This is a genomic window from Scandinavium sp., assembly GCF_051650185.1.
Classification (GTDB): domain Bacteria; phylum Pseudomonadota; class Gammaproteobacteria; order Enterobacterales; family Enterobacteriaceae; genus Scandinavium.
Map to the genome: position 1 here is coordinate 18003 of NZ_JBOFIN010000100.1, position 25262 is coordinate 43264.

Sequence of the window (25262 nt, forward strand, 5' to 3'; positions counted from 1 at the left end):
GGCCGGGTAGGCGTAGCGCCACCCGGCATTTTTTATCAGGAAACGATCCGTTGCGGAGCGTCTGCCGCTTTCGGATCTGGCCCGAAGCGGTTATCGCCTGGCGTGCCGTTCTGGCAGTTAAAGACCAGAATAACCAGCCAGCCGACAATCGGAATCAGCCAGATTAGCAACCACCATGCCGAGCGGTCGGTATCATGCAAGCGGCGGAACTGCACAGCCAGCGTGGGCAACAGCACCAGCAGGCCATAAATGCTCGCCAGCACGCCTTCTCCGCTCGCACGCTCCCAGCCAAGTATTTTATCAATAATGCTCAGCACGCCCGCCAGCACGAAACTCACCAGCACGAACATCCAGTATTCTTTACGGCGCGCACGGCCACCAAACCCGATGTAATTCTTGAGTACTTTTAGATACCAGTCCATTTTCCTTGCCTCGATAGTCAGTCAATTACTTGTTTTTTAAGCAATCGAGGTAAGGATAGATGGAATTGATCAATTAAAAAAGGGCATCCTCTGATGCCCTTAGAAATTAGCGGAAACGCACATCGCGGCCATGGGGCTCATCAAGATCCTGCCACGGCCCGATGGAGATGATGCCCGTCGGGTTGATGGTTTTATGGCTGCGGTAATAGTGGTTGCGGATATGGTCCATATTGACCGTTTCCGCCACGCCCGGCAGCTGATAAATATCGCGCAGGAAACCGTACAGATTCAGGTAGTCGCTGATGCGGTGCTTGTCGCATTTGAAGTGGGTGACGTAAACCGGATCAAAGCGAACCAGCGTGGTCCAAAGGCGAATGTCGGCTTCGGTCAGCTGATTGCCCGTCAGATAGCGATGCTGGCCGAGAAGTTGCTCGACGCGTTCCAGCGACTCAAACACCTTGCCCACCGCTTCGTCGTAAGCTTCCTGGCTAGTGGCAAACCCGGCTTTGTACACGCCGTTGTTGATGCTGTCGTAAATCCAGTCGTTCAGCTCATCAATCTTGCCGCGCAGCGCTGGGGGATAATAATCACCGGCGCGGGCGCCCAGCCCGTCAAACGCCGTATTCAGCATGCGGATGATTTCTGCCGATTCGTTGCTGACGATGGTGTGATTCTTTTTATCCCACAATACCGGCACGGTGACGCGCCCGCTGTAGTGAGGAAAGGCGCGCAGATAGAGCTGGTAGAGAAACTCGTGCTGATACAAGCTGTCGCCGGTTGCGCCCGGGAAGCTGTCATCAAAGGTCCAGCCGTTTTCAAACATCAGTGGATTGACCACGGAGACATCAATAAACGGTTCAAGGCCTTTCAGCGCGCGCAGGATGAGCGTGCGGTGCGCCCAGGGGCAGGCGAGGGACACGTAGAGATGGTAGCGATCTTTTTCAGCGGCAAAACCGCCTTCTCCGGAGGGGCCTGGTGCGCCATCGGCGGTCAGCCAGTTGCGAAACGCTGACACAGAACGTTTGAAACGTCCCCCGGTTGATTTCGTGTCATACCAGGTATCATGCCAGACGCCGTCAATCAGTTGTCCCATGGTTCTTTCTCCATCAAATGACAAAAGCGAGGAAGTCTCCTCGCTTTTGGGATGCATTCAGTATAGATGCCTTACCACTTTTTGTTCAGCACGCGGTCAATACTGAACGCGCCAGGGCCTGTCACGGCGAGCAGGATAAAGCCGCCAGCGATGGTCAGGTTTTTCATGAACATCAGCGAGTTAACGCCTTCAGCAAAGTTGCTGTGGAAAATAAACGCGGTCAGCAGGGTAAAGGCTGCGGTGATCAGCGCCGTTGTACGGGTCAGGAAGCCAAACAGGATGGCCAGGCCGCCGCCAAACTCAAGCAGGATGGTCAGTGGCAGCAGTGCGCCCGGGACGCCCATGGCTTCCATGTACTGTTGGGTACCCGTATAGCCGGTGATTTTGCCCCAGCCAGCAGTGATAAACAGGATTGGCATCAGAATGCGCGCGACCAGTACACCAACATCTTCTAATTTTTTCATTTTACTCTCCATCAAACCACACAGGCGGCCATATTGATTTATTGTGCAATTTCGCGGAGATACCGCGTACTTGCTGTCGATGGAAAGGAGTGTAATCGGGGCGGTGCGGGATTGTTAGCAAGGAAAACTGTCAGTCTTCTTCAAATATATTGAGTGTTGGAGAGATTGCCTGATGGCGCATTCGCTTATCAGACCTACAGGGAGGAAAAATTTGTAGGCCGGTTAAGCGAATGCGCCACCTGGCACAGGCAGCATTAACGCGACTGCTGCTGGCGCAGCGTGCTTTTGACCAGCCGCCAGGCGCTCCAGGCACCAAAGCCGCGACGGCCCCAGCGTACCAGGAAGCGAGGGTGGCGAACTGACCAGATGGCCATGATACTGCTGCCAACCAGCGCCCACGAGCGCAGGTTAAGCAGCGTGTTCCAGCCACGATCGTAGACGCCGGTCGCTTCCATCCAGTCACGACGACTGGCGGAAAGATCCAGTCGCTGCTGCTGGATTTGGCTTAGCAGACAGGCTTTTCGCTTTTGCAGCTCGAGCTTGCTACTCACGTTCGTCATCCTCAAGCAGTGCCCGGTCGTTTGCCAGCTCATTACGCGTATGGCGTAAGAAAGTAGAACGACGCGCTTTTCTGAGCGTCCAGATAGCGCCAATCAGCGCCAGCGCCAACAGCACCACGGTGGTGGCTATCATGGCGTTAAGACGATATTGCGGATCGATCGCCCAGATGACCAGCACCATCAGGCTCATCAGCCCAAAAGCCGCGAACAGCATGGTCAGGCCGAGCATCAGCAGCATCTGGAAGAGATTGGCTTTCTCCTCTTCCAGCTCAACGACGGCAAGCCGTAGCCGGGTTTCGACCATCTCGACGATAATCGTCACGATACGCTGTCCGATGCCGAAGACGCTTTTCCCCGGCCCGTGTGTGTGATGAGAGTCAGCCATAATTAACGTCGCGTCAGCAGCACACCCAGCACCAGCCCAACGGCTGCACCGATCCCGACGCCTGTCCATGGGTTTTCACGAACGTAATCGTCAGCATGCCCTGCCGCCTGACGAGCTTGTTTGGCGAGCGCGTCGCTGGTTTCACCCAGACGATGACGGCTGTCTTTCAGAGCGCGTTCAGCTTTGCTGCGCAGCTTGCTCAGCTCTTCTTTGGATTTGTCGCTGGAGGAGTTCAGCACTTCTTCCAGGGTGTCGGTCAGGGATTTCAGTTCGGCACGCAGATTTTCTGAGGTGGTATCTTTTGACATGATTTTCTCCAGTGTAAGATGTTCAGATTTCCATTAACTCAATAGTCACGAGACTCCAGCGCTTTCAGTTCGTTCTGCGCTTCAGTGAGTTTGTGTTCACGTTTACTGATTTTCTCCGCATCGCCTTTGGTTTTGGCTTCTTCAAGATCATGGCGTCGTTCAGCGACTTCTTCTTTCTGCTCCGCGACTTTCTTGTGATGATCCTCGCGCAGCTTGCTGTCGCTGCAGTTGGCTTTGACTTCGCGCAATGCCTTGTTGAGGCCATCAATACGGCTCTGGTTGTGATGCTTTTGGGCGTAGTGGATTTCGCGCTGGATGTCCTGTTCCTTCTCCTGACAGGGGCTGACGGCAGAAGCCGTTGTGCTTAGCATGACAAGACCAAAAGCCAGAACGATGCGGTATTTCATAGATGAAACCTTCCCTTGTGTCGTGGGTAATTTCAGGCATTACCCCACCCAGTCGATGAAATCAGGCGAGTGACTTCCGCCTGTTCAATCATAGTAAGTAAACGGGAAATCACCAAAGCCTGTGAAAAGATTCAGAATCCTGGAAGGGATTAACCGAAGCGGCGCGGGGCATCGCGAAGACGGGACAACCACTGTGGTGCCAGGTCCTGATCCTCATCCTGTTGGGCAATGATGTAGCCGTGCGGCAGCGTTCTGTCGAGCACTTCCTTAGCGGCGGCGCTCTGGTCGCTGGATTCAAATTTAATCACCAGACCGTCATTTTGCGGCGTGATGCTCTTAAAGCGAATACCGTTGGCATCCAGGTGATGCCAGACGGAAAAACCGTCAGGCATGCTGATGTTTGAGCTTAGCGGGCGAATGGCGAGCGTGGACTCGCGCTTTTGCAGCGCTGCCCACATCCACAGCGTTGCGCACAGCAGAAGTAAAACGCCGAGGCTGATGCTGAACCGGCGAAGGGTAACATTCCGAAGCCCCATGGTTAGCTCCGGTTGCCGTATTTTTTCTTCCACAGAACGACCAGCGAGCCGATGAGGCCAAAGACCAGCAGCACCACGGGCAGCAGCATCAGGCAGGACATCAACGCGTCTTCGTATTTGAGGAACACCGGCGTTTTCCCTAACAGGTAGCCGAGGCTCGTCAGGATCAGCACCCACAGCAGGCCGCTCATCCAGTTAAAGAACTGGAAGCGTGCGCTGCTCAGGCCAGAAAGGCCTGCAATGGTGGGCAGTAACGTACGGACGAATGCGATAAAGCGGCCCACCAGCAGCGCAGACAGGCCATGCTTATGGAACAAATGATGTGCGCGCTGGTGATAGTGCGCGGGCAGATGTGAAAGCCAGTTTTGCACAATGCGGGTGTTGCCAAGCCAGCGCCCCTGAATGTAACTCAGCCAGCAGCCAAGGCTTGCGGCGGTGGTGAGCAGTAACAGGGTTTGCGGGAAGCCCATCGCGCCTTTGGCAATCAGTACGCCAACCAGCACCAGCAGGCTATCGCCCGGCAAAAAGGCAGCCGGCAGCAATCCGTTCTCAAGGAACAGGATCATAAACAACACAAAATAGAGCATGCCGATCATGGAGGGGTTGGCGAGGGTTTCGAAATCCTGGCTCCACAAGGCATTAAGTAATTGGGTTAACAGTTCCATTCACGATTCCTGGTACATCGATTAATGTCACGCCTGAACGCGTTGAGTTGCCGCACGAGGGTTGTCTTTTATCATTATGGTCGTCGGCGATGCGTTCTGAACTTTTCCATGTTTTTTCTGAATTGGCGAAAGCCAAATTCGTAAACGTCAAAATGCATCTAAGTGTAACAAAGCCTTTGGTTTCACGTCACAGAAATTGCAGCTTGTTGCACATTGATTTTGCTGGTTGAGGCGGGGAAGGGCGAGGGATTTTACACAGGCTGACACTATATTTTGTTAACTTACCCTCAGGCCTGGGCTGAGGGTAAGATTATCCTTATTTTGAACCGGTTGCGGCGGTATCGAGATGAACAACCGGATTTTCCGCAAACAAGTAGCGATCGGCATTGAATTCAAAGTCATCGCTGGTTTCGTTAAACAGCATCAGTTTGGTGTTTTCAAGATGCTGCCACATCGCGAGTTTTGCCGCATGTGGGTCTTTACGAATCAGCGCTTTAAGGATTTGGTCATGATCGTCACACCAGTTATCGACGGTGCGAAGATCGATATGATCGTGCAGTTTTTTCCAGTACGGGTTGTGAACACGCTGAGTCCACATTTTTTCCACGATTGCCGCTAACGCCGTATTTTGGGTGGCCAGCGCAACCTGCACGTGGAACTGAAGATCCCACTCTGAATCACGGAAGCACTTCTCTTTGCGCGCCTTCTCCTGGATCTCCATCAGCTTCATGATGTCCTGCTTGGTGACCTGAGTGGCGGCAAATTCGGCAATATTACTTTCGATAAGCTGGCGAGCCTGCAACAGCTCGAAAGGCCCGTAATTGGCAAATTCGAGTGATTCATCCGGAACCTGATAGTGCTTCGCCGTACTGGAGATGACATGAATGCCGGAGCCTTTACGGACTTCTACATACCCTTCGACTTCCAGCATGATGATGGCTTCACGAACCACCGTGCGGCTGACGTTTTTCTCATCGGCAATAAAGCGCTCTGCGGGGAGCTTGTCACCCACAAGATAGACGCCGTGCTCGATGCGATCTTTCAGCTCAGCAGCGAGTTGTTGGTACAAACGGCGTGATTCAGTGATTTCCATATACGCTCCAGGAAGGGTACGGCAGGTGAGATTTGTTATACCACTTTTACCCCATTCTCACCAGTCGGAAACAGCAAAAAGCCAACCCTGAGGCCGGCTTTCAAAGAGCGTAAACCAGACTTAGTTTTGCGTCGCCGGGCTTCCTACCGTCTGGGCAACCTCAGAAGCCGGTTTGTTTTGCAGAACCGTCCAGATAACCAGCGCACCAATCAGGTCGAACACCGCCAGTACTGCGAACAGTGGGCTGAAGCCCAGCGTATCGGCCAGTGCACCCACCACCAGAGCAAACAGGGTGCTCGCGGTCCAGGCCGCCATGCCGGTCAGGCCATTTGCGGTAGCCACTTCGTTACGACCAAATACGTCGGAAGAGAGCGTAATCAGCGCGCCAGACAGAGACTGGTGGGCAAAGCCACCCACGCACAGCAGCGCAATCGCCACATAAGGGCTGGTGAACAGGCCGATCATGCCAGGGCCAATCATCAGCACCGCACCCATGGTGACCACCAGTTTACGGGAAACGATCAGGTTCACACCAAACTTGCGCTGGAACAGAGGTGGCAGGTAGCCGCCAACGATACAGCCCAAATCCGCGAACAGCATAGGCATCCACGCAAACATCGCGATGTGCTTCAGGTCAAAGCCGTAGACTTTAAACATGAACAGCGGGATCCAGGCGTTGAAGGTACCCCAGGCCGGTTCTGCCAGGAAACGTGGCAGCGCGATGCCCCAGAACTGGCGGTTGCGGATGATCTGCCAGGCAGACATTTTCTTGCCATTGTCTTTCTGGTGCTGAGCTTCCTGACCGCCGATGATGTATTCACGTTCTTCGTCGGTTAATTTTTTCTGGTCACGCGGGTGTTTGTAGAAGATAAGCCAGGCCATTGCCCAGGCAAAGCTCAGCACGCCGGAGATGATGAACGCCATCTGCCAGCTGTGCATCACGATGGCCCACACGACCAGCGGTGGCGCAATCATACCGCCAATGGAGGAGCCGACGTTGAAGTAGCCGACGGCAACAGAACGCTCTTTCGCCGGGAACCACTCGGAGCTGGCTTTCAGGCCAGCCGGGATCATCGCAGCTTCCGCCGCACCGACGGCACCACGAGCGACAGCCAGACCGCCCCAGCTGCCTGCCAGCGCGGTCGCGCCACAGAAAACAGCCCACAGCACGGCAAACATCGCATAACCAATTTTGGTGCCGAGCAGGTCAAGCACATAGCCTGCAACAGGCTGCATGACGGTATAAGCTGCTGAATAAGCGGCGATAATATAGGAATATTGCTGAGTAGAAATATGCAGTTCTTGCATTAACGTCGGTGCGGCCGCAGCCACAGTGTTACGGGTGAGATAGCCCAGAATGGTGCCCAGTGTCACCAGGGCGATCATATACCAACGTAACCCTTTAATTTTACGCATGTAAACCTCGTCGTTTTGTTTTATCCGCGCTTAGCACGGTCACCTTCCCGGGTGACGGGAGGATGATTAAGTAACGGTGAGGCGTAACAGGAAAACCTGATACGGCCCGAACCTTGCCATCAATAAACTTGCGAATTCGGTGTCCGTACCGATAACTCCGGGGTGAAATTCCCCGGTAATGCACTCCGTCGGCTTGTAGGTTGCGACGGCAGGAAAGATAACTTGTCATACAACTTTAAAAGGTGAGAACCGTCACAAAAGCAGGAATAGCTGTAGGGTCTTTCTTTGCGGCTGGGAAAGCGAGAAATGGCGCGGTCTGGCGGGATATTTACCTCTTTTTAAGTATATTATTTGTCGGCTTTTATTGATCTCACTCACGAAAAATTCTTCGGTTGCTGGAAATTGGTGTGATAACTTTGACACCATTGCAGTTAAGCATCTGACGCACTCCTTCAGAGGAAGACGATAATGACTCAGTTTATGACCGAAGATTTCCTGCTCGACACCGAATTTGCCCGCCGTCTGTACCACGACTACGCGAAAGACCAGCCGATTTTCGACTACCACTGCCACCTTCCGCCGCAGCAGGTTGCCGAAAATTACCGTTTCAAAAACCTGTATGACATCTGGCTGAAAGGCGACCACTACAAATGGCGCGCTATGCGTACTAACGGCGTGGCTGAACGCCTGTGTACTGGCGATGCAACCGATCGTGAGAAATTCGACGCCTGGGCCGCAACGGTGCCGCACACTATCGGCAACCCGCTATATCACTGGACGCACCTTGAACTGCGTCGTCCGTTTGGTATCACCGGCAAGCTGCTGTCGCCCTCTACCGCTGATGAAATCTGGAACCAGTGCAACGATCTGCTGGCGCAGGAAAACTTCTCTGCTCGCGGCATCATGCAGCAGATGAACGTGAAAATGGTGGGCACCACTGACGATCCAGTCGATTCTCTGGAGCATCACGCCACAGTGGCGAAAGACAGCACTTTCACTATTAAAGTGCTGCCAAGCTGGCGTCCTGACAAAGCGTTCAACATCGAACAGGCCACCTTTGGCGACTACATGGCGAAGCTTGGCGAAGTGGCTGATACCGATATCCGCCGTTTCAGCGATCTGCAAACCGCGCTGGGCCGCCGTCTGGATCACTTTGCCGCCCACGGTTGTAAGGTGTCTGACCACGCGCTGGACGTGGTGCTGTTTGCTGAAGCCAGTGAAGCGGAGCTGGACGGTATTCTTGCCCGTCGTCTGTCTGGTGAAACGCTGAGCGAGCGCGAAGTGGCGCAGTTCAAAACGGCTGTGCTGGTCTGGCTGGGTGGCGAATATGCTCGTCGCGGCTGGGTGCAGCAGTATCACATCGGCGCGCTGCGTAATAATAACCAGCGTCAGTTCAAACTGCTGGGTGCTGATGTTGGTTTCGACTCCATCAACGACCGTCCGCTGGCTGAAGAACTCTCTAAATTGCTGAGCAAGCAGAACGAAGAGAACCTGCTGCCGAAAACCATTCTTTACTGCCTGAACCCGCGCGACAACGAAGTGCTGGGCACCATGATCGGCAACTTCCAGGGCGAAGGGATGCCGGGCAAGATGCAGTTCGGTTCCGGCTGGTGGTTCAACGATCAGAAAGACGGCATGGAACGTCAGATGACGCAGCTGGCGCAGCTGGGCCTGCTGAGCCGCTTCGTCGGTATGCTGACCGACAGCCGCAGCTTCCTGTCTTACACCCGCCACGAATATTTCCGCCGCATTCTGTGCCAGATGATTGGCCGTTGGGTGGCTGCGGGTGAAGCGCCAGCGGATATCCAGCTGCTGGGCGAAATGGTGAAAAACATCTGCTTTAACAATGCCCGCGATTACTTCGGCATTGAACTGAACTAAACCCTGAGGTTGGTTGATATGCAATACATCAAGATCCATTCGCTGGACAACGTGATTGTCGCGCTGGCTGACATCGCAGCGGGCGAGGAAGTGACCGTCGACGGTGAGACAGTTCGCCTGCAGTCCGACGTGGTGCGCGGGCATAAGTTTGCTCTGCGTGCGATAGCGAAGGGGGAAAACGTCATCAAATATGGTCTGCCTATTGGTCATACGCTGATTGACATTGCGCCCGGGGAACATATCCATTCCCACAACACGCGTACGAACCTGAGCGATCTCGACGAGTATAGCTATCAACCAGACCTGCACTCCTCGCAAAGCCAGGCGGCAGATCGTGACGTTCAGATTTACCGCCGTGCGAACGGTGAGGTTGGGGTACGAAACGAGCTGTGGATCCTGCCGACAGTGGGCTGCGTGAACGGGATTGCGCGTCAAATTCAGACGCGCTTTCTGAAGGAAACGAATGAGGCCGAAGGCACCGATGGCGTGTTCCTGTTTAGCCACACTTACGGCTGTTCCCAGCTTGGCGATGACCACATTAATACCCGCACCATGCTGCAAAACATGGTGCGCCACCCGAACGCGGGCGCTGTCTTGGTGGTTGGTCTGGGCTGTGAAAACAACCAGGTCGATGCCTTCCGTGAAACGCTGGGGGAGTTTGATCCTGAACGCGTGCACTTTATGATTTGCCAGAAGCAGGATGATGAAGTGGAAGCGGGGCTTGAGCATCTGCATCAGCTGTATGACGTGATGCGCCATGACAAGCGAGAGCCGGGCAAACTGAGCGAACTGAAGTTCGGACTTGAGTGCGGCGGGTCCGATGGCCTGTCTGGTATCACGGCCAACCCAATGCTGGGGCGTTTCTCTGACTACGTGATTGGCAACGGTGGCACCACCGTGCTGACGGAAGTGCCGGAGATGTTTGGCGCCGAGCAAATCCTGATGAGCCATTGCCGCGACGAAGCGACGTTTGAAAAGACCGTCACCATGGTCAACGACTTCAAACAGTACTTTATCGCGCACAATCAGCCTATTTACGAGAACCCGTCACCGGGCAACAAAGCCGGGGGAATCACCACGCTTGAAGAGAAATCGCTGGGCTGTACGCAAAAAGCGGGCTCCAGCCAGGTGGTCGATGTGCTGCGCTACGGCGAACGTCTGAAAACCCATGGCCTTAACCTGTTAAGCGCGCCGGGTAACGATGCAGTAGCCACCAGTGCGTTAGCGGGCGCAGGTTGCCATATGGTGCTGTTCAGCACCGGGCGCGGTACGCCTTATGGCGGTTTTGTGCCGACAGTGAAAATCGCCACCAACAGCGAGCTGGCCGCGAAGAAAAAGCACTGGATTGATTTCGATGCCGGGCAGCTCATTCACGGGAAAGCGATGCCGGAAGTGTTGAATGAGTTTGTCGACGCGATCGTCGACTTCGCCAACGGCAAGCAAACCTGCAACGAGAAAAACGATTTCCGGGAGCTGGCGCTGTTTAAATCTGGCGTGACGCTTTAACAAGATGTCCGGCAACGCAGGCAGAGGAAGAAACGGCAACCCTGGGGTTGCCGTTTTGCTTTATTAGCTGTGCAGGGCGTTTTTCGCCAAACGTTCGTCTTCGGCCAGGCACGCCGCAGCGGTGAACAGTACGTCGGTGGAGGAGTTCAGCGCGGTTTCGCAGGAGTCCTGCAACACGCCGATAATAAAGCCGACGGCCACAACCTGCATCGCGACATCGTTCGGAATACCGAACATGTTACAGGCCAGCGGGATAAGCAGCAGTGAGCCGCCAGCCACGCCAGATGCACCACACGCACACAGCGCCGCTACCACGCTTAACAGCAGAGCTGTTGGCACATCTACAGGAATGCCGAGCGTATAAACGGCCGCCAGCGTCAGCACGGTAATGGTGATGGCCGCTCCCGCCATGTTGATGGTCGCACCCAGCGGAATGGAAACGGAATAGGTATCGCGGTCGAGGTTAAGCTTTTCCGCCAGCGCCATGTTTACCGGGATGTTAGCCGCAGAGCTACGGGTAAAGAAGGCATACACGCCGCTTTCACGCAGGCACATCAGTACCAGCGGATACGGGTTACGACGAATTTTCCACCACACCAGCAGCGGGTTAATCACCAGCGCCACCAGGAACATACAGCCGATCAGCACCGCCAGCAGATGCGCATAACCCCAGAGTGTTTCAAAACCGGTGGTCGCAAGCGTGGAAGAAACCAGACCAAAGATGCCGATCGGAGCGAAGCGAATCACCACTTTCACAATAAAGGTGACGGCGTCAGACACGTCGTTAATCAGGTTTTTGGTGCTGTCATTGCCGTGGCGTAACGCGAAGCCCAGACCCACAGCCCACACCAGAATACCGATGTAGTTGGCGTTCAGCAGAGCATCAATGGGGTTAGAGACCATGCTCATCAGCAGGCCACGCAGCACTTCTACAATGCCGGATGGTGGCGTGATATCTCCCGCGCCAGTGCTCAGATGCAAAGTAGAAGGGAACAGGAAGCTAAACACCACGGCGGTCAGTGCCGCAGAGAAGGTGCCCAGCAGGTAAAGAAACAGGATAGGGCGAATACTGGTTTTCTGGCCGTGCTGGTGGTTGGCGATTGAAGCCATAACCAGCATCAGAACCAGAACCGGAGCGACGGCTTTCAGTGCGCCAACAAACAGCGTACCGAACAGGCCAACCGCTTCGGCGGCAGGTTTGGAAATCCAGGCCAGCAGAATACCGAGCACCAGACCAACCAAAATTTGTTTCACAAGACTGCCGCCAGCGAGACGCTGCAGCAAGCCAGAGGGGCGTTGCGTAGTCATTTAACTTTTCCTTCAGTCGTAATGTCGTTTCATCCCGGCGACTCTTTGGTCACATTTGGCAGGATGTAACAAATGTTTGCACGGTTGAGTATAAGGATGTTCGGGCGGCGGGGAAGGGGAAAGTGCTGATTATTTCGTCCATGTCTTATTTTTTAACTGTTGACTAACATTTATTTGACATAAACCGCAAAAGAACATTGCCCGACGGCACTTCGTTTGCACGGGCCTACGAGCTCATCCTTTGTAGGCCCGGCAAGCCTGCGCCGCCGGGCAATGAGATTAGAGCGGCTGCTTTTTATCGTTCTGGTGGTTCACCCACATATTGATAAGCAGGGTCAGCACCAGGATGCCAAACACCACGCCAAGCGAGATGGCAATGGGGATGTGGTAGAAATCGACAATCAGCATCTTGATCCCGATAAACACCAGAATCACCGACAGACCGTACTTCAGCATCGAGAAGCGTTCTGCCACGCCCGCCAGCAGGAAGTACATCGCACGCAGGCCGAGGATCGCAAACAGGTTAGAGGTCAGCACAATGAACGGGTCGGTGGTCACCGCGAAGATAGCCGGAATGCTGTCTACCGCGAAAATCACGTCACTCAGCTCGACCAGAATCAGCACTAACAGCAGCGGCGTCGCATACAGCAGCCCGTTCTGACGCACGAAGAAATGCTCGTTCTCAATCTTATCGGTCATGCGCAGATGACCACGCAACCAGCGTACCAGCGGTTTATCGCCAATCCCGGAGTCGTCATCTTTCGCCAGTGCCATCTTCACGCCGGTAAACAGCAGGAAAGCACCAAACACATACAGCAGCCATTCGAACTGCGAAATCAGCCAGCTTCCGGTGAAGATCATAATAGTACGCAGCACGATCGCGCCCAGTACGCCATAAACGAGCACGCGGCGCTGTAGCGCAGCAGGCACAGCAAAGTAGCTAAACAGCATCAGCCAGACGAAGACGTTGTCGACGGCCAAAGACTTCTCAATCAAATAACCGGTGAGGAAAGCCAGCGCCTGCGGATCGGCGACGGCACGGCCCTGGGTCTGAACGAGATACCACCAGAAAGCGAGGTTGAACAGCAAAGAGAGCGTGACCCAAACCAGCGACCAGCTTGCCGCCTGTTTCATGGTCATGGTGTGTGCGCCGCGACGTCCCTGTAACAGCAGGTCGATCGCCAGCATAATGACGACCACAACAGCGAATCCGCCCCAGAGCAACGGTGTGCCGACAGTATTCATAATCTATCCTTTAAGCAAAAAAAAACGGCTAACGTCCAAAAGACGATAGCCGTTATGGGATTTTTTGCCCGGACCTCGCCTTTCGGCAAGGTCTCACTTACAACAGGAAAGGTCTCAGACTGCTGAACCCTTTCCTGTTGCCCGGCGACCGGATGCTTTCGCATCGTAATGACGATCCACCGGCAAACAAGTTACTCCCCATTGCGTGTTGCAAAGTATTACAGAGCATCGATAAGGTCAATGCCCTGTAACACCTGTTTTACATTCTTTTACGCGGTCGCGCTTTCGTTCACGCCATCGGCCGGGAAGACCACGCCGGTCTGACGACGAATTTCCGTGGACAATTTCGCGGTAGTGCGGCTCACGGCAAGTCCTGGATGATTCACTTCATTTTTTTCGACCAGCCGCGCAAACAGTTCTGCTTCGTACAACATGGTGTTGATGTGCTGCGGTTGGGTCAGATCCTGCGCTTTGCCGCCGCGAGGCACGAAGGACACTTTCTGGCATTCCGAAATTTTTTCGATAACCAGTGAACCGTCTTCACCCTGAACTTCGCTCGGCAGGACCGAATCGCTCACTTTGGAGTGCTGCAGCGTCACGCTGAAATCGCCGTAATCCAGCACCGCCACGCCATGAGCATCCACGCCACTTTCCAGCAAGGTCGCGGTCGCTTTTACGCCGTGCGGCTCGCCCCACAAGGCCACGGCCGACGCCAGGCAGTAGAAGCCGATATCCATAATCGAGCCGTTAGAAAACGCCGGATTGAAGGTGTTTGGGTTTTCACCGTCGAGATAACGCTGATAGCGAGAAGAGTACTGGCAGTAGTTGATCAACGCCTTACGCATCTTGCCCACTTTGCTCAGCGCCTGCTGCAATTGCAGGAAGTTCGGCAGGCTGGAGGTCTTAAACGCTTCGAACAGCACAACCTGATTTTCCCGTGCGACCTCAATAGCCTGTTCCACTTCAGCGATGTTTGAAGCCAGCGGCTTCTCGCAAATCACATGTTTTTTGTGGCTCAAAAACAGCCTGGTCTGCGGGAAGTGCAGGGAGTTCGGGCTGGCGATATACACCGCGTCGATCTCTTCGCTTTGCGCCATCTCTTCAAGCGAAGTGAACAGATGTTCAACCATATAGTCGCTGGCGAAAGCCTGGGCTTGTTCAAGACTGCGGGAATAAACGGCGGTGAGCTTATAACTGCCGGTTTCATGGGAGGCGTCGACAAACTGGCGGGTGATCCAGTTTGTGCCAATGACTGCGAGACGAATCATGAGAGTTCACGTACTCCAAAAAAGGGACCTTTTGCCACTTTAGCACGGCCTCATGACAAAACCAGTGCGCCCTCACGCAGAACCAGGCAGTGACAGCTGGGTGAGCCACAGGCGGGTATCAAACTCAAGCTGGTGATACTGCGGCTCCATATGACAGCACAACTGATAGAACGCTTTGTTGTGGTCTTTTTCTTTTAAATGCGCCAGTTCATGTACCACAATCATCCTTAAAAAGGCTTCCGGAGAGTTGCGGAACACCGTGGCGACACGAATTTCCGCCTTTGCTTTCAGCTTGCCACCCTGAACGCGTGACACCGCCGTGTGCAACCCCAACGCATTTTTGAGCACATGAATTTTGTTGTCGAACATCACTTTGTTGATCGGCGGAGCGCTGCGCATATAGCGGTTTTTCAGCTCCTGGGTGAAGGCCCAAAGCGCCTTATCATTCGTAATATCATGGCTTTCCGGATAGCGCTTTTTCAGAACTTCGCCAAGGCGCTGTTCGGCTATCAGGGTACGAACCTGGGCGAGCAACGGCTCGGGATAACCACTTAAGTACGTCAGTTCGCTCATGCTTGTCTCGAATTACGGGAAAAAAGGGTATACTCACGCCCCCCAACGGGGATTCCACCGAATTTTATCATCCAGGAGGGCCGATGAGCCAATCAGACAACGGTTTCCGTTCACTGACACTAAAACGTTTCCCGGAAACGGACGAGGTCAGCCCACTTCAGGCGTGGGAAGCGGCAGACGAGTATCTGCTGCAACAACTGGACGGCACCGACATCAGCGGCCCGGTCCTTATCTTTAACGACACCTTCGGCGCGCTGGCCTGTGCGCTGGCTGAACACAAGCCCTACAGCATCGGCGACTCGTATTTAAGCGAGCTGGCGACGCGTGAAAACCTGCGCCATAACGATATCCCGGAAAACAGCGTCACCTTCCGCGACAGCACCGCAGAGTATCCTCAGGCACCGGCGGTTGTGCTGATCAAAATCCCGAAAACGCTGGCGCTGCTCGAACAACAGTTACGTGCATTGCGTAACGTAGTGACGCCGGAAACTCGCATCATTGGCGGCACCAAAGCGCGTGATGTGCATAACTCCACGCTGGGGCTGTTCGAGAAAATCCTCGGCACGACTACCACGTCGCTGGCGTGGAAAAAGGCGCGTCTCATCCATTGCACCTTTACAGCGCCTGCGTTGAAAGAAGAGTCGCAAGTGACGAGCTGGAAGCTGGAAGGCACAGACTGGACCATCCACAACCACGCCAACGTCTTTTCTCGTACCGGCCTGGATATCGGCGCGCGCTTCTTTATGGAGCATCTGCCGAAAGATCTGGAAGGGGAGATTGTCGATCTGGGCTGTGGTAACGGTGTGGTCGGCATGACGCTGCTGGAACAAAACCCGCAGGCGGGCGTAGTGTTTGTTGATGAATCGCCAATGGCGGTCGCTTCAAGCCGACTGAACGTGGAATCCAACATGCCGGAAGCGCTGGATCGCTGCGAGTTTATGATCAACAACGCGCTCTCCGGTGTGGAACCCTTCCGCTTCAACGCGGTGCTGTGTAACCCACCGTTTCATCAGCAGCATGCCCTGACCGATGGCGTGGCATGGGAAATGTTCCACCACGCGCGCCGCTGCCTGAAGATCAACGGCGAGCTGGTTATCGTAGCGAACCGCCACCTGGATTATTTCCACAAACTAAAGAAGATCTTCGGCAACTGCACCACCGTCGCCACCAACAAAAAGTTTGTGATCCTCAAAGCCGTGAAGCTGGGTCGTAAGCGCTAGTTTTATCCGGTTGTCTCCCTCTCCCCGGCCCTCTCCCAAAAGGAGAGGGAGAAAGCTAAGCCTGCCTCCGATCGTTTCCCTCTCCCTGAGGGAGAGGGCTAGGGAGAGGGGGAAAGACGATATCCTCTCTAATCACCCGATAAGGCACGGTCCTTTTCTGGAAGCGTGTACGCAATTCTCCAACTAATCCCCACTTATCCCGCGTAAAGTCTGGTGAAGTTCTTACGCTTTCCCTTAATTTTCCTCGTCGGCGCTTAACTTGAAGAGTTGCCAGTTTGGCAACTTTGCGCATTGCATAACCATTTTGTCAGGGACATAATGAGCTTCGTTTGGTCGCCCTGATCTTTTTTGAAAGCCAGAAGTTTTATGTTCGTCATGTGTTTACGCACAAAGAGTACGATTCATTCACTGCCATGCACCGTACTAAAGGGAAAAACAGATGGTTATAGCTGACATTCTGCAAGCGGGCGAAGCGCTGACGGCGAGCGCGCCTTTTCTGGCGAAGATTCAAAACGAAGAGCAGTATGACGACGCGCTTGAGTTCGTCGAATATCTTCTGCTTAACGATCCCGAGAATCCCTTACTGGATATCGCCTGTAACAATATTACCGCCTATGAAAAAACAGCGCCGGAGTTTGCCGAGTTTAATGCGCTTAAGGCATCGATTCCTTCAGGCGTTGCCGTCCTCAGCACATTGATGCATCAGTACAAGTTAACCCTCTCCGACTTCCCGGAAATCGGCAGCAAATCGATGGTATCACGCGTTGTGAATGGCAAACGGAAGCTGACGCTGGAGCATGCCAAAAAGCTGTCGAAGCGGTTTGGCATCTCACCTGCGATGTTTATCGACTAACACTCTCCCCGGCCTGGGGAGAGTCGTTAAATCTCCAGCGCCAGCTTCGTGCCCTGAGCAATCGCCCGACGGGCATCCAGCTCCATCGCCACATCACAACCGCCAATCAGATGCACAGGCTTCGCGGCAGCACGCAACGAATCCTCCAGCTCGCGACGCGGCTCTTGTCCGGCGCAAATAATCACGTGATCGACGGCCAGCAGCTGCGGCTCACCGCCGATCGTCACGTGCAGACCCTGATCGTCGATCTTCTCGTAGCTCACGGCCGGGATCATCTTCACACCGCGCGCCAGCAAGGTTGTGCGATGGATCCAACCGGTTGTTTTCCCTAACCCTTCGCCGGGTTTGCTGGCTTTGCGCTGCAACATCACTATCTGGCGCGGGCTTGGGTGAAGCTGCGCGCCTTCAGGACGCAATCCACCTTGTTGGCTCAGGCTGGTATCAATGCCCCATTCCACACAAAATTCGGCGATATTCTGGCTGGTGGCCGCACCCGGCTGGCTTAAATACATCGCGGTATCAAAGCCAATCCCACCGCAGCCGATGATGGCCACTTTCTGCCCGACCGGGGTTTTATCGCGCAGTACATCGAGATAGTTCAGCACTTTCGGATGATCGATCCCGTCGATGGCAGGCATTCGCGGCTCAATACCCGTCGCGAGGATCGTTTCATCAAATTCCGCCAGGTCTTGCGCGCGAACAAAGCGATTCAACTCAACTTTCACACCATGCAGGTCGAGCATCCGGCGGTAATAGCGCAGGGTTTCGTAAAACTCCTCTTTGCCGGGGATCTGTTTGGCGATGTTGAACTGACCACCAATTTCACCGGCCGCATCAAACAGCGTGACCTGATGCCCACGGGCGGCGGCATTGACGGCGAAAGCTAGCCCCGCCGGCCCCGCGCCAACAACCGCCAGATTTTTTTTCTGTCGGGCAGGCACGATCGGCATTCGTGTTTCATGGCAGGCGCGCGGGTTCACCAGACAAGAGGTCACTTTGCCCATAAAGATTTGGTCGAGGCAGGCCTGATTGCAGCCAATGCAGGTGTTGATCTCATCGGCCCGGCCACTTTGCGCTTTGGAGAGCAACTCGGCGTCGGCAAGGAATGGCCGCGCCATCGACACCATATCCGCATCCCCGCGCTCGAGGATCTCATCGGCAACCTGCGGGTCGTTAATGCGGTTGGTGGTGACCAGAGGAATGTTCACTTTGCCTTTGAGCTTACGCGTCACCCACGTGAAAGCCCCACGCGGCACAGGCGTGGCGATAGTCGGAATACGGGCTTCGTGCCAGCCAATCCCGGTGTTGATGATCGTTGCTCCCGCCGCTTCAATGGCTTGTGCGAGCTGGACGGTTTCCTCGAAGTTGCCACCGCCTTCTACCAGGTCCAGCATGGATAAACGGTAGATAATGATGAAGTCGTCGCCGACCCGTTCACGCACGGCACGAACGACTTCGACGGCAAAGCGCATGCGTTTCTCCCAGCTTCCGCCCCATTCGTCTTCACGCTGGTTGGTGCGCGCCGCCAGAAATTCGTTAATCAGATAGCCTTCCGACCCCATCACTTCCACGCCGTCATAGCCTGCTTCACGGGCGAGCAGGGCACATTGCGCAAAGTCGTCAATCAGCACCAGAATTTCATCGTGCGTCAGCGCGTGCGGCTTAAAGCGGTTGATGGGGGCCTGGATCGCAGAAGGTGCCACCGGGCGAGGCTGATAGCTGTAACGCCCGGTGTGGAGAATTTGCAGCGCAATTTTGCCGCCTTCTTTATGCACCGCGTCCGTCACCGGGCGATGATGTGCCAGCTGGCTGGCATCGTTAAGCACCGCGCCGCCTTCCATCCCGACACCGGAAGGCGCAGGTGCTACGCCGCCCGTAACAATCAGCGCCACGCCGTGACGGGCACGCTCGGCATAAAACGCGGCCAGCCGTTCGGTGCCGTCCGGGCGCTCTTCCAGCCCGGTGTGCATCGACCCCATCAGAACGCGGTTCTTCAGGGTGGTGAAGCCCAGATTGAGCGGGGCAAACAGTGACGGGTAGTGGCTCATAATCGCTTCCAGTGTAAAATTATTGTTATGTGGTCGGATGAGTTGTTAATTTAGCTTTCGTAAGGCAAAAGGGGAAAGGGGGCGTGCGGTGATTGTGATAGCGGTCAAATTACGTCAGCGGTAAGGTGATGCACACCTGCAAACCGCCTTCCGGGCGATTTCGCAACCGCAGTTGTCCTCCGAGGCGTGCAACCAGCTGTGCCGCGATAGCCAGCCCCAGGCCCGTGCCGCCAGTGGTGCGGTTGCGGGAGTTCTCAATGCGATAAAAGGGCTGCAACACCGCCTCCAGTTCCTCCTCGGGAATGCCTTGCCCATTGTCGGTGACGGAAATAAGCAGAGTATTCGCCCCGCTACGGGTGAGCGACAGCTCAGCATTTCCGCCATATTTCAGGGCATTATCAAGCAGATTGGTAATAACCCGCCGCAACGCCTGCGGGCGCGTGGTGATAGCCAGGGTGGGCGTGCTGCTCTGAAACGTCACATCGTGCCCGATATCAGTGTAATCACAGGTGAGGCTGTCCAGAAAAGCCGGCAGTGCAATGCGCTGAAGCGGCTCTTCCAGCCTGTCGGCCGAGCGGGCATAAGCAATGCCTTCCCGGACGAGCTGCGTCATGGTGTCGAGATCCTGCGTCAGCTTATCGCTCAGGGCAGGATCGTCCGCCATTTCTACCCGCAGCTTCATACGGGTGATGGGCGTTTGCAGATCGTGAGAAATGGCGGCAAGAATGTGCGCCCGCTCTTTCAGGTGCCCCTGGATCCTCTCCTGCATGGCATTGAAGGCGCGTGCAGCTTGCTGAACTTCTCGCGGCCCTTGTTCCGGTAAAACCTGTGCCTCACCGGACGTGGGCTGCAGGCTGTCGACAGCACGAATAAAGCGGGTGAACGGACGGATCACCATTCTCACCGTCAGCCAGGCGCAGAGCAGAACCAGCAACAACTGAACACTCACGACCACCGGCAGCCAGCGGGCGACAGGGGGCATCTGCGGGAGTAAATCGAGCGTCAGCGGGCTGCCATCATGCAGCGTGATGTGAGCCTGAATATGGGAGACCGGGCCGGGGATGGCGGTAAAATGCAGAGGATAGCGCCCCTCCAGGGTTGCCGCTAATGAGCGAATGGCGTCGCGGGAGCGTTTGTCGCTGGGAGGATGACCTGTCTCACCGGGGCCCAGAATATAGCGATAATTGCCGCGCGCAAGCTTAGGCAGCCACTCATGGCGTTCCGCAGCAGGTAAGCGATCGAGGATCGCCACGCTGGTCGCCACGTCGTACTCAAGGTTTCCCAGCATCACATTGCGCACGCTGCTGGTGCGTTCGATCATCACCAGCGTCAGGCTCAGGCCGTTGGCCAGCAGCAGTCCTACCAGCACGACAACACTGAGCCTTGCCAGCAGCGATCGTGGCCACAGAGTCATTCCCGGCGTTCTTTTATCATTACCGGCATCGCCAGCACATAGCCTTCGCTGCGCACGGTTTTAATATAAGCAGGCGTGCGCGCATCGTCGTTAAGGCGCTGGCGCACGCGGCTGATCAGCAGGTCAATAGAGCGTTCAAAGAGTTCAGCGTCCCGGCCCTGCGTCAGATTAAGCAGCTGGTCGCGCGTGAGTACTCGCTGAGGATGATCGAGAAACACCCGTAAAAGCCGATATTCCGCGCCGCTCAGGGCAATGAAGGTGCCGTCGTTATCCAGCAGCTGGCGGGTGGCGGTGTCCAGCTGCCACTCGCCAAAGGCGATTAACCGCCCGGCTTCGGTGACCTGCAGGTTCGGGGGCAGCGTGCGGAAGCGGCGGAGGATCGCTTTGATCCGCGCCAGAAGCTCACGAGCGACAAAGGGTTTGATGACATAATCATCGGCCCCCATTTCCAGGCCAATTATCCGGTCAGTGTCGTCGTTCCGCGCGGTCAGCATCAGAATCGGCAGATCTTTATGCTCACCGCTGCGCAACTGGCGGCACAGCGTCAGGCCATCATCGCCGGGCATCATCACATCCAGCACCACCAGATCCACATGCTGTTTCTCCAGCGCGGCGCGCATCTCTTTGCCGTTGCCCGCCCCGCTGGCGCGATAACCTGATTTCAGCAGGTAATCCACCACCAGCTCGCGAATATCGCGGTCGTCATCGACAACCAGAATATGGTCAATGTGATCCACCCGACGCTCCTGACGTTGAAAGGGAAGTCTGGGAAAAAGCATAGCCGCTTTTAGCGTGAAAGCAGGTCAGCGTCGACCACGGCTTTGGCAAACTCCTGCGGCGCTTCCTGCGGTGGGTTATGGCCGATATTGCCGGTGAAAGTGAGGTGCTGATACTTGCCGGTAAATTTGGCGGCGTAGGCTTTAGGGTCCGGATGCGGCGCGCCGTTATCATCCCCTTCAATGGTAATGGTCGGCACGCTGATGGCGGGCAGCGTCGCCAGTTTTTGCTCATAAGCGCTGTACTTCGCTTCGCCTTTTTCCAGACCCTGACGCCAGCGGTAATTGCTGAGCGTCACCGCGACGTGATCCGGGTTATCGAGCGCTTTGGCGCTGGCGTTGAAGGTGGCATCGCTAAATTTCCAGCCGGGCGAGGCCTGTTGCCAGATAAGCTTTGCGAAGTCATGGGTGTTCTGCGCATAGCCTGCGGCCCCGCGTGGGGTGGCAAAGTAGAACTGGTACCACCATTGCTGTTCCGCTTTGGGAGGCAGCGGCTTTTCACCAATTTGCTGGCTGCTGATCAGGTAGCCGCTGACCGACACCAGGGCTTTTACACGTTCGGGCCACAGGGCGGCAACGATATCTGCCGTTCTGGCCCCCCAGTCATAGCCTGCAAACACGGCCTGTTTGATGTGCAGCGCATCCATCAGATCCACCGTGTCTTTTGCCAGCGCTGAGGGTTGACCATTACGAGGGGTCTGCGCAGAGAGGAAGCGGGTGGTTCCAAAGCCGCGCAGGTCCGGCACAATCACCCGATAGCCCTGGCGGGCCAGCTGCGGTGCGACATCGGCAAAGCTGCGTGCGTCATAGGGCCAGCCGTGCAGCAGGATCACCGCCTGGCCATTTTTCGGTCCGATGTCGATATAGCCGACGTTCAGCACGCCGGCCTGAATATGCTGCTGATTTTCGACATCGAAAGAGGTCGCTTCGGCCTGGCAGGCCGCGACGGTGGAGAGGGAAAGGGCGGCAACCCACGATGATGCTGTCAGTCTGGTGAACATGATGATCGCTCCGTTAAGGGTTATGTTGACGGAGCTATTTCATCATTGGGATGTATAGGGCATGTGTTCTGTCCCCGCCCTTTTTGCATGATTCTGTATGCGGCCTGGCCGCGGATACAGTGTGATACAAAGTGCTGCGCTTCCCTCTCCCTAACCCTCTCCCAGAGGGAGAGGGGACTAAAGCGGTTCTCCCTCTCCCTCAGGGAGAGGGCCGGGGAGAGGGGGAGCGTACCAGCCCCGGAGCCTGCCACATTGACGTCGTCAACCCGCTGTCCACCAGGCCGAGCTGATCGGCATACACTTTCTGCCATTTCTCCAGCATGCCGTTGTACAGCTCGCGGTGCTCCCGGTTTGGTGTGAACACCCGGCTCCAGCTCACCAGTTTCTCCCCTGTGCTTGCCATATCGGGATACACCCCGGCACCTGTTCCTGCCGCAATGGCACAACCCAGCGCGGTGGCTTCTTTGACTTCAGGCACTCGCACGGGCAATCCGGTGACATCGCTTAAAATCTGGCTCCACAGTGCGCCTTTTGATCCCCCGCCGGCGAAGACCAGGCTGTCGAACTTCACGCCGGAGAACTGAGAGATCTGCGCCAGGTTACAGGCTGAGACAATAGCGGCATTCTCTTCCAGCGCACGGAACAGCGTGGCTTTATTGCATTTCTCCGGGTCGATGGAGAGGTTAATGAACGAAGGCGCGGCGTGATACCACTGCTTGAAATGCATCGCATCAGAGAAAATAGGCATCACGCCGTGCGAGCCCGCAGGCACGCGGCTCGCCATCTCTTCCAGCAGGGCATAGGTATCGGTACCCAGACGTTCAGCGATCAGTTTTTCTTCCGCACAAAACGCATCGCGGAACCAGCGCATGGTCAGCCCGGTGAAAAAGGAGATCGACTCCGCCTGCGCCATGCCGGGGATCACGTGTGGATTCACGCGGATATTCATGTCCGGATCGGTGCGAACCTCCGGAAGATTCACTACCTGTTGCCAGAAGGTGCCGCCCAATACGGCGGTTTGCCCGGCTCGCACCACGCCCAGGCCCAGACAGCCAAGCTGCACGTCGCCGCCGCCCATCACCACGGGTGTGCCGACTCTCAGGCCACTTTGCTGCGCCGCTTCTTTGGTGACGGCGCCCAGCAGCGTGCCGGTTTCTTTTACCGGGGAGAGAATGTCCGCCCGCAATCCGGCCATGTCCAGCAGCGCCGGACGCCAGTCGCGGCTGAACAAATCGAGCATACCCGTGGTGCCCGCATTGGAAGGATCGACGGCCAGCTCGCCGGAGAGTTTCGCCGCCAGCCAGTCGCTGATCATGGTGATGGTGGCAGCTTTACGATAGATATCCGGACGGTGATGCGCCAGCCACAGCAAGCGCGGCATCGCGGAGAGCGCCAGCGTTTGACCGGAAACGCCGTACACCTCGGATTCAAAACGGTAGTCGTGAATTTCTTTCAGCTCAGAGACTTCATGACTGGCGCGGGCATCGACGTTGGCGCAGGCCCAGATGGCGTCGCCATTGCGGTCATAAAGCACTATCCCTTCGCGCATGGAACAACAGGCGACAGATTTGATGTCGGCGGCGCTGATATGCGCGCGTTCCAGCGCCTGACGGATGCACTGGCAGGCGAGCTGCCAGTTGGTGCCAAGGTCGAACTCCATCGAGCCGGGAACGCCTTCGACGCTCAGGTGCTTCCATTCGGCCTGGCCGACGGCTATCTGACGGCCTGCCAGGTCGAAAATCACCGCCCGAATGCTGCCGGTGCCGGCGTCTAACGCTAAAAGGTAACTCATGACGTGCGCCTCGCTGTTGTCGCGCGGCGCGCGGCGGTTATCCCGCCAGCGACAGCACCGCGCGTGCTGTTGTCTCTTCCGTTACCAGACCATTGATGCGCTTGCCGATAAGGGCCGCATAAATGGCCTGCGCTTTTTCTTCTCCCCCGGCGACACCGATGATGGTCGGCAGCTGCGCCAGCTCATCGAGGGTCACGCCAAGCAGTTCGCGGTGGATTTCCAGTCCTTCCACCCGTTGCCCGTCCGCTTGCAGGAAATAGCCGAGAATGTCGCCGACGGCACCTTTACGGGCGTACATCAGCTGCTCGCCTTCGCTGATGTAGCCGGAACGCAGGATCGTCGCGTCTTTCCGCTGATCGATAGCGCCAATCCCGACAACCGCCGCATCTGCCGCCCCCGCCGCCAGGATCACATCCCTCACGCTGGATTCACGCCGCAGGATCTCCGCCACTTCCGGAGACGACACGCGTAACGGCGCAGGGATCATGCTCACGCTGCACGCCGCATCCAATTGCCCGATGCCCGTCATATAAGGCCCTACGCCGCCAGAGAGTGTCACCAGCCTGATCTGCTGAGAGCCGATAAACCCGCTCAGGTGCTGAATGCAGCTCATGGTCGCTTCGCCAAACCCGACGGCCAGCAGTTGCCCCGGCTCCAGCACGCCCATTAAGGACTGCGCGGCCCCGACGCCTAATCGCGTATTCATCGGTGGCGTGTTCAGGGCTGGCAACACGCGGGCGATTTTCAGCCCGAAGCGCTGCTGTAATTCGGTTTCCAGCGCCAGACATCCCTCATAGCGAGAGTTGATCTGCACGCGGATCACCCCCGACTGGCGGCCTTTTTCCAGCAGCCGGGAAATCTTCAGCCTCGGCAGGCCCAGGCGCTCGCCAATGTCGTTCTGGGTCAGGCCGTCGTGGTAGTAACACCAGGCCACCCGCGCCACCAATTCTTCTTCCGCCAGCGCCAGCCCGGCGTAGCGGCTCTCTTCCGTAATGCGTTTTTCGCTCATAAAGTGAACTCTTATAAAA

25 protein-coding genes and 1 pseudogene are annotated in these 25262 nt (G+C 55.9%); 5 read left to right on the forward strand and 21 right to left on the reverse strand.

The annotated features are described in order from the left end of the window. Positions 1 to 35 precede the first annotated feature (35 nt). The 11 genes from ACRCWW_RS13025 to ACRCWW_RS13075 all read right to left on the reverse strand — a co-directional run bounded on the left by ACRCWW_RS13025 (position 36) and on the right by ACRCWW_RS13075 (position 7349). Complete coding sequence (locus ACRCWW_RS13025; protein ID WP_438682786.1) at positions 36 to 422, reverse strand: DUF805 domain-containing protein; 387 nt, start codon at positions 420 to 422, stop codon at positions 36 to 38. Positions 423 to 528: 106 nt separating this feature from the next. Further along, a complete protein-coding gene (locus tag ACRCWW_RS13030) occupies positions 529 to 1515 on the reverse strand; it encodes a glutathione S-transferase family protein (protein WP_438682787.1) in 987 nt (328 codons plus the stop codon). 71 nt (positions 1516 to 1586) lie between these two features. Beyond that, positions 1587 to 1979: a DoxX family protein gene (locus tag ACRCWW_RS13035; RefSeq protein WP_438682788.1), complete on the reverse strand. Its 393-nt coding sequence runs from the start codon at positions 1977 to 1979 to the stop codon at positions 1587 to 1589. 254 nt (positions 1980 to 2233) lie between these two features. Further along, positions 2234 to 2530: a YqjK-like family protein gene (locus tag ACRCWW_RS13040; RefSeq protein ID WP_438682789.1), complete on the reverse strand. Its 297-nt coding sequence runs from the start codon at positions 2528 to 2530 to the stop codon at positions 2234 to 2236. Continuing rightward, complete coding sequence (locus ACRCWW_RS13045) at positions 2523 to 2924, reverse strand: phage holin family protein (RefSeq protein WP_438682790.1); 402 nt, start codon at positions 2922 to 2924, stop codon at positions 2523 to 2525. The genes ACRCWW_RS13040 and ACRCWW_RS13045 overlap by 8 nt, the downstream gene beginning before the upstream one ends. A gap of 2 nt (positions 2925 to 2926) precedes the next feature. Then, positions 2927 to 3232 carry a DUF883 family protein gene (locus ACRCWW_RS13050; RefSeq protein ID WP_404657505.1) on the reverse strand — a complete coding sequence of 102 codons (306 nt, stop codon included), beginning with the start codon at positions 3230 to 3232 and terminating at the stop codon, positions 2927 to 2929. 38 nt (positions 3233 to 3270) lie between these two features. Continuing rightward, positions 3271 to 3639: a DUF1090 domain-containing protein gene (locus ACRCWW_RS13055; RefSeq protein ID WP_438682791.1), complete on the reverse strand. Its 369-nt coding sequence runs from the start codon at positions 3637 to 3639 to the stop codon at positions 3271 to 3273. Positions 3640 to 3788: 149 nt separating this feature from the next. Next, on the reverse strand, positions 3789 to 4175 hold the full coding sequence (mzrA, locus tag ACRCWW_RS13060) for an EnvZ/OmpR regulon moderator MzrA (protein WP_438682792.1): 387 nt from the start codon (positions 4173 to 4175) through the stop codon (positions 3789 to 3791). 2 nt (positions 4176 to 4177) lie between these two features. Then, complete coding sequence (gene yqjA / locus ACRCWW_RS13065; protein WP_438682793.1) at positions 4178 to 4840, reverse strand: DedA family general envelope maintenance protein YqjA; 663 nt, start codon at positions 4838 to 4840, stop codon at positions 4178 to 4180. A gap of 316 nt (positions 4841 to 5156) precedes the next feature. Further along, complete coding sequence (exuR, locus tag ACRCWW_RS13070; protein WP_438682794.1) at positions 5157 to 5933, reverse strand: transcriptional regulator ExuR; 777 nt, start codon at positions 5931 to 5933, stop codon at positions 5157 to 5159. 120 nt (positions 5934 to 6053) lie between these two features. Beyond that, a complete protein-coding gene (locus ACRCWW_RS13075; protein WP_438682795.1) occupies positions 6054 to 7349 on the reverse strand; it encodes an MFS transporter in 1296 nt (431 codons plus the stop codon). A gap of 468 nt (positions 7350 to 7817) precedes the next feature. Here ACRCWW_RS13075 and uxaC point away from each other — a divergent pair, with 468 nt between their 5' ends. Both uxaC and ACRCWW_RS13085 read left to right on the forward strand, forming a co-directional pair. After that, positions 7818 to 9230 carry a glucuronate isomerase gene (gene uxaC, locus ACRCWW_RS13080; protein WP_438682796.1) on the forward strand — a complete coding sequence of 471 codons (1413 nt, stop codon included), beginning with the start codon at positions 7818 to 7820 and terminating at the stop codon, positions 9228 to 9230. 18 nt (positions 9231 to 9248) lie between these two features. After that, positions 9249 to 10736, forward strand: coding sequence for a UxaA family hydrolase (locus ACRCWW_RS13085; RefSeq protein WP_438682797.1), 1488 nt, complete (start codon positions 9249 to 9251; stop codon positions 10734 to 10736). A gap of 63 nt (positions 10737 to 10799) precedes the next feature. Here the strand turns inward: ACRCWW_RS13085 and sstT are convergent, their stop codons facing one another. The 4 genes from sstT to ACRCWW_RS13105 form a co-directional block, all read right to left on the reverse strand. Then, positions 10800 to 12044 (reverse strand): serine/threonine transporter SstT, encoded by a 1245-nt coding sequence (gene sstT / locus ACRCWW_RS13090; RefSeq protein ID WP_438682798.1) that lies wholly within the window; start codon positions 12042 to 12044, stop codon positions 10800 to 10802. Positions 12045 to 12323: 279 nt separating this feature from the next. Further along, positions 12324 to 13289, reverse strand: a complete 966-nt coding sequence (locus ACRCWW_RS13095; protein ID WP_438682799.1) for a TerC family protein — start codon at positions 13287 to 13289, stop codon at positions 12324 to 12326. 269 nt (positions 13290 to 13558) lie between these two features. Beyond that, on the reverse strand, positions 13559 to 14557 hold the full coding sequence (locus ACRCWW_RS13100; protein WP_438682800.1) for a Gfo/Idh/MocA family protein: 999 nt from the start codon (positions 14555 to 14557) through the stop codon (positions 13559 to 13561). 72 nt (positions 14558 to 14629) lie between these two features. Continuing rightward, positions 14630 to 15130: a M48 metallopeptidase family protein gene (locus ACRCWW_RS13105; protein ID WP_438682801.1), complete on the reverse strand. Its 501-nt coding sequence runs from the start codon at positions 15128 to 15130 to the stop codon at positions 14630 to 14632. An 83-nt stretch (positions 15131 to 15213) separates the two neighbouring features. Between ACRCWW_RS13105 and rlmG the strand changes: the two genes are divergently transcribed. From rlmG to ACRCWW_RS13120, 3 genes and pseudogenes are all read left to right on the forward strand, one after another. Beyond that, entirely contained in the window at positions 15214 to 16350 is a 1137-nt protein-coding gene (gene rlmG, locus ACRCWW_RS13110; protein WP_438682802.1) for a 23S rRNA (guanine(1835)-N(2))-methyltransferase RlmG, read from the forward strand. A 311-nt stretch (positions 16351 to 16661) separates the two neighbouring features. After that, positions 16662 to 16799: pseudogene (locus tag ACRCWW_RS13115) on the forward strand (type II toxin-antitoxin system HigB family toxin); the annotation flags it as partial. Continuing rightward, the gene (locus tag ACRCWW_RS13120) at positions 16790 to 17203 is read left to right on the forward strand and encodes a helix-turn-helix domain-containing protein (protein ID WP_438682803.1); all 414 of its coding nucleotides are present in this window, start codon (positions 16790 to 16792) and stop codon (positions 17201 to 17203) included. The pseudogene ACRCWW_RS13115 and the gene ACRCWW_RS13120, both read left to right, overlap by 10 nt. Positions 17204 to 17229: 26 nt before the next feature. Here ACRCWW_RS13120 and ACRCWW_RS13125 read toward each other — a convergent pair whose 3' ends face one another. From ACRCWW_RS13125 to lsrR, 6 genes are all read right to left on the reverse strand, one after another. Next, complete coding sequence (locus ACRCWW_RS13125; RefSeq protein WP_438682804.1) at positions 17230 to 19251, reverse strand: oxidoreductase; 2022 nt, start codon at positions 19249 to 19251, stop codon at positions 17230 to 17232. Positions 19252 to 19360: 109 nt separating this feature from the next. Further along, complete coding sequence (locus ACRCWW_RS13130; protein ID WP_438682805.1) at positions 19361 to 20665, reverse strand: ATP-binding protein; 1305 nt, start codon at positions 20663 to 20665, stop codon at positions 19361 to 19363. After that, entirely contained in the window at positions 20662 to 21402 is a 741-nt protein-coding gene (locus ACRCWW_RS13135) for a response regulator (protein ID WP_438682806.1), read from the reverse strand. Before ACRCWW_RS13135 ends, ACRCWW_RS13130 begins: the two co-directional genes overlap by 4 nt. 50 nt (positions 21403 to 21452) lie before the next feature. Beyond that, positions 21453 to 22442: an alpha/beta fold hydrolase gene (locus tag ACRCWW_RS13140; protein WP_438682807.1), complete on the reverse strand. Its 990-nt coding sequence runs from the start codon at positions 22440 to 22442 to the stop codon at positions 21453 to 21455. 199 nt (positions 22443 to 22641) lie between these two features. Continuing rightward, a complete protein-coding gene (lsrK, locus tag ACRCWW_RS13145; RefSeq protein WP_438682808.1) occupies positions 22642 to 24234 on the reverse strand; it encodes an autoinducer-2 kinase in 1593 nt (530 codons plus the stop codon). A 37-nt stretch (positions 24235 to 24271) separates the two neighbouring features. Then, on the reverse strand, positions 24272 to 25243 hold the full coding sequence (gene lsrR / locus ACRCWW_RS13150) for a transcriptional regulator LsrR (protein WP_438682809.1): 972 nt from the start codon (positions 25241 to 25243) through the stop codon (positions 24272 to 24274). Between the last annotated feature and the right edge of the window lie 19 nt (positions 25244 to 25262).